The following is a 4463-nucleotide window of genomic DNA, read 5'->3' on the forward strand; positions in this document are numbered from 1 at the left end:
AAATTAACACCCACATCGATAATTTACGACTTAATTTTCATAATAAAACATCGCGTTTGAGCCCTGAATTCAATAATTAAAGGCAAATCAAGAAATATCCTCCTAGCTCCCAATAAATTATCAATTAGTGCATATACTTAATTCAGTCTTTTAAAAAGATTACTGGCCTCACTCTAGGAGTATTCATGACAGCTGAATTAAGAAAAACGAAAATCGTCACAACGCTAGGCCCTTCTACCGATAAAGGTAACGTGCTTGAAGAGATCATCAAAGCCGGTGCCAATATTGTTCGTATGAACTTCTCCCACGGCAGCAGCGACGACCATATACAACGTGCAGAAAAAGTCAGAGCAATCGCAAAAAAACTGGGGACACAAATCGCTATTCTCGGCGACCTTCAAGGTCCCAAGATTCGTGTGTCGACATTCAGAGATGGAAAGATTCAACTGGCTGTTGGTGATGAATTCACCCTCGACAGCAGCCTAGGTTTAGGCGAAGGCAATCAAGAAGCCGTTGGCCTCGACTACAAAGAGCTGCCGAATGATGTCTCAGCCGGCGACATTCTGTTACTTGATGATGGACGTGTGCAACTCAAAGTCACCAAGGTCGAAGGTTGTCGCGTTCATACCGAAGTCATCATTGGCGGCCCGCTATCCAACAACAAAGGCATCAACAAAAAAGGCGGTGGGCTTTCTGCAGAAGCGCTAACCGACAAAGACAAACGAGACATCGTCACCGCCGCCCAAATCCAAGTCGATTATCTCGCTGTCTCTTTCCCTCGTAACGGCGAAGACATGCACTACGCTCGCCAACTTGCGCGTGAAGCAGGTTTAGAAGCTCACCTGGTCGCCAAAGTAGAGCGAGCAGAGACAGTATCGACCGTTGAGAACATGGATGACATCATAATGGCTTCAGATGTGGTCATGGTGGCTCGTGGTGACCTCGGAGTAGAAATTGGAGACCCAGAGTTGGTCGGTGTACAAAAACAGCTTATACGCCGCGCTAGAGCCCTTAATCGCACTATCATCACTGCAACTCAGATGATGGAATCAATGATCTCCGCTCCAATGCCTACCCGTGCTGAAGTAATGGATGTAGCGAACGCAGTGCTTGATGGTACTGATGCGGTAATGCTGTCTGGTGAAACCGCTGCCGGACAATACCCAGTAGAGACGGTAAAATCGATGGCTGAAGTGTGTGTGGGTGCCGAGAAGATGGCAAGCGTCAATCAGTCCAACTACCGAATTGACCGCACTTTCGTGACAGCAGAAGAAACAGTATCAATGGCAACCATCTACTCTGCCAACCACATGGAAGGCATTAAAGGTGTAGTCACGCTGACTGAGTCTGGGCGCACTGCTTTGATGATGTCTCGCTTAAGTGCGGACATGCCTATCTACGCTTTGTCTCGTAACGAAGGAACGCTAAACCGTTGTACCTTGTATCGAGGCGTAACCCCTATCTATTTTGAGACAGAAGCCAAAGATAGCTTTGACATTGCACTATCGACACTTGCTTGCTTAAAAGAGAAAGGTCATCTCAAGTTTGGTGATCTCGTGATCATTACTCAAGGCGATATCATGGACGTGGCTGGCTCAACCAACTGTATGAGAATCCTACCTGTCACCTAGCTAAAAGCAGATGAAGCAAAAAAACAGCGACAACATGAGATAAAAGTAAAAGGGTTATCGAACTAAGTTCAATAACCCTTTTTTCATTTCAGTATGTTATCTCAACAAAGCTAGCTATAGCATTCCGCCCGTATTATTTATCAATAACAATGCTTGCCAATTGCGGCATATGGGAACTGCGAGCGTTTTCTGTTGTGGTATAAGTTTCAACGAATCGATAGCCGGCTTCTAAACCCAATTCGTAATCATGGAGCAAATCTTCTTTGTCACTCATTAAAGAGCTCGATTTTAACGGTTTACTTGGCGCGATCTGCACCACAAAGGCATCATCCGGAGGAGAATTCAAAAAGTCTTGAGTCAACGAGTAAGTTTGGTAGTGTACCATCAACATGTCGGCCAACCCAGAATCAAACTTATCACCAATTAAATGGCTTAAACGGTAAATATCATCAGCACCAAACAACCATCGACCGCCATTAAGTAAATCTAAATGCCCACGGTCACGCTTCTGTTCTTTAGAGCGTAGGATCTGCTGCTGGAAGAAAGAGGTCCAGTCCGTCTTCCATTGCTCCACTTTTTGTTGCCAATGGCCTTGAACACTATCGAACGATTCTCGGAACCACTCCAGCTCCTCGGCGGTTACCGGTTTAGGTGCTTGGATTTTCTGTTGTTGCTGCGGCGCTTGAACTAGCGGTCTCCCCTCTTCATCCGTTACTGGTTCAGTACGAATCACCACTATAGAACGAGCTTGCCTACGCCACGCTTCTTGAACTGGAATAGAAGCAGACACACCGCCATCCACATAAGCGCTATCACCAATCAAGATCTCATCATTGTACAAGCGAGGGATGGCACAAGTCGCAATCATCACTTTGTACCAATCGTCCCCCAATAGAGGAAAGTAGTGATCTCGTAAATCTTTAGAATCCGTTACCGCCGCATAGAAGTGGCGTTCACCTAAGGTTTGCCGCCCTAAATCAAGATCGAGCTTATAAGGGTAAGCCATGATTTGCTCTAAGGCCCACTCAAGCCCTAAATTCTTCCTGTGCCGTATGTAAGAGAACAGATTAAAGAACTCTGGAGACGTGGTAAGGTCAAGGACAAAAGAACGCCCTAAGCCTTTATCACGGCACAAATAGGCACATAAGTTAAGCGCACCTGCCGAGGTGCCGAAAAATTCATCGAAAGGGTCAAAATTAGAAAGGAGAAAAGCGTCGAGAACGCCTGAAGTAAAAATACTTCTCTGCCCGCCACCTTGAGCGACCAGTGCTGTTTTACCAGCAATAAACTTAGCGTAATAATCTAAGTCTATTGCTGTATCAATATTGGTTACAATCCCACTATTCATTATTCCCTGAGTATAAAAACTCAGCCTCGCAATAAATGGTATTAACTACCAATCGCAATAAAGCCAAATGAAAGAATGACGAAGTAAATAAACGCTGTAATTTGTAGGGCATTTTTCAGATTATGTTCCATAGACACCTCTGGCTTATTATTAATTTGTCGAGTCTCTATTTAAGTACTATCAGGTGTGTGAAGTATCTTCAAGAATCGTCGAAATTAGTCGCACGATATTGATGTAACCATCACAATTAGTAGGTGTATGGATAAGGATATACTCATGAATAACAAAGTAAATATGACGATGTTAGTTGCGCTTCTCTCGGCTTCGAGTGTTTATGCCTCACCGGAGATCATTATTACTCCGATGGTTGGTTATACCGGCGGTGGTAGTGTCGAAGATCAAGATGGCAAAACCTATGACATGAAAGGATCTGAAAACTACACCTTTGCGATTGAGACACCACTTGAGAAAGGGCGTGTTGGTTTCTTTTACTCAAACCAAAGCTCTGAATTAGAAACGCTCAACCTGAGCTCTTCGATCCAATATCTGCACTTTCAAAGTAGCATTTACTACCCGGCTTCCTCGGTATTGTCTGGATACCTAGGCTTAGGCCTTGGCGCCTCATATGTCGATGTAGACTGGGCGAAAGATAAATACGGCTTCTCTACGTCAATCTTTGGCGGCTTAGAATATAAATTGAGCGATCGCTTGGCGCTGAATACCCAAGTTCGTTGGTTAGGAACAGTGGTTGATAACGACACAACAGGTGTATGTAACATCCCAAGCAATGGGCAAGACTGCATTATTCGTTTTGATACCGATTGGATGAATCAATTCCAAGCTAATATCGGATTAAGTTTTACTTTCTAGATGGCAATAAATGCTAAAAATGAAAAAGCCAGCGATGCGCTGGCTTTTTGCTGTAGCTCGTTTGAAGTTCAACCTTAGAACTTGTAGGTCACGCCCAAAGCACCACCTAGTTGTAACTCAACGCCTTTGTACATATCGAGTTCTGGGTGAAGCTGTGCGTAAGCATTCCAACCTTCATAGAAGTTCACTTTGACACCTAGCGGTAAACGCAAACCAAAGTCGTCATTCCACTCTGCCCATGCACCCGCACCAACATACCAGCTTAACGGCGCTTCTGTCTCAAACTGACCACGCTTCCAAATATAATCAAATGCAGCACCGTCATTGCCAACAGTGACACGGTATTTCTGGTCAAACTCAACAACGGCACTCAGATCTTGGTCAACGGCTAAACCAACTTCTAACGCAGGAGCTTCAGAAGCATGAGCAAGAGAGGTGAGGCTGCCGCACATAAGGCCAATCAAGTAACGATGTTTCATAGTATTCTCAAACTGTTTCAAAAAGCGGTAGGTTAACTAAAAACCAACACCATTTGTCATCATAAAGTTAAAGATAGCAGACCATCAAAGATGATGATCATAGGTGATTAGTTTCAAATGAGAGGTAAATAACTG

Annotated in this window: 5 protein-coding genes; 2 read left to right on the top strand and 3 right to left on the bottom strand. The window is 44.4% G+C overall.

The window, feature by feature from the left end; genetic code table 11:
* Window positions 1–185: 185 nt before the first annotated feature.
* Complete coding sequence (pyk, locus tag BCT81_RS08615; protein WP_102423857.1) at window positions 186–1631, top strand: pyruvate kinase; 1446 nt, start codon at window positions 186–188, stop codon at window positions 1629–1631.
* A gap of 133 nt (window positions 1632–1764) precedes the next feature.
* Here the strand turns inward: pyk and BCT81_RS08620 are convergent, their stop codons facing one another.
* Together BCT81_RS08620 and BCT81_RS08625 are read right to left on the bottom strand one after the other, a co-directional pair.
* Entirely contained in the window at window positions 1765–2979 is a 1215-nt protein-coding gene (locus BCT81_RS08620; RefSeq protein ID WP_102423858.1) for a DUF6363 domain-containing protein, read from the bottom strand.
* 41 nt (window positions 2980–3020) lie between these two features.
* Window positions 3021–3110 (bottom strand): YnhF family membrane protein, encoded by a 90-nt coding sequence (locus BCT81_RS08625; RefSeq protein WP_100205969.1) that lies wholly within the window; start codon window positions 3108–3110, stop codon window positions 3021–3023.
* Window positions 3111–3255: 145 nt separating this feature from the next.
* Here BCT81_RS08625 and BCT81_RS08630 point away from each other — a divergent pair, with 145 nt between their 5' ends.
* Window positions 3256–3849 (top strand): hypothetical protein, encoded by a 594-nt coding sequence (locus tag BCT81_RS08630; RefSeq protein WP_102423859.1) that lies wholly within the window; start codon window positions 3256–3258, stop codon window positions 3847–3849.
* A 74-nt stretch (window positions 3850–3923) separates the two neighbouring features.
* On the opposite strand, the gene BCT81_RS08635 is transcribed toward BCT81_RS08630, so the two are convergent.
* The gene (locus BCT81_RS08635; protein WP_004737389.1) at window positions 3924–4328 is read right to left on the bottom strand and encodes a hypothetical protein; all 405 of its coding nucleotides are present in this window, start codon (window positions 4326–4328) and stop codon (window positions 3924–3926) included.
* Between the last annotated feature and the right edge of the window lie 135 nt (window positions 4329–4463).

The sequence above is a fragment of the Vibrio sp. 10N.261.52.A1 genome (assembly GCF_002876325.1).
In the GTDB taxonomy this organism is placed as follows: domain Bacteria; phylum Pseudomonadota; class Gammaproteobacteria; order Enterobacterales; family Vibrionaceae; genus Vibrio; species Vibrio chagasii.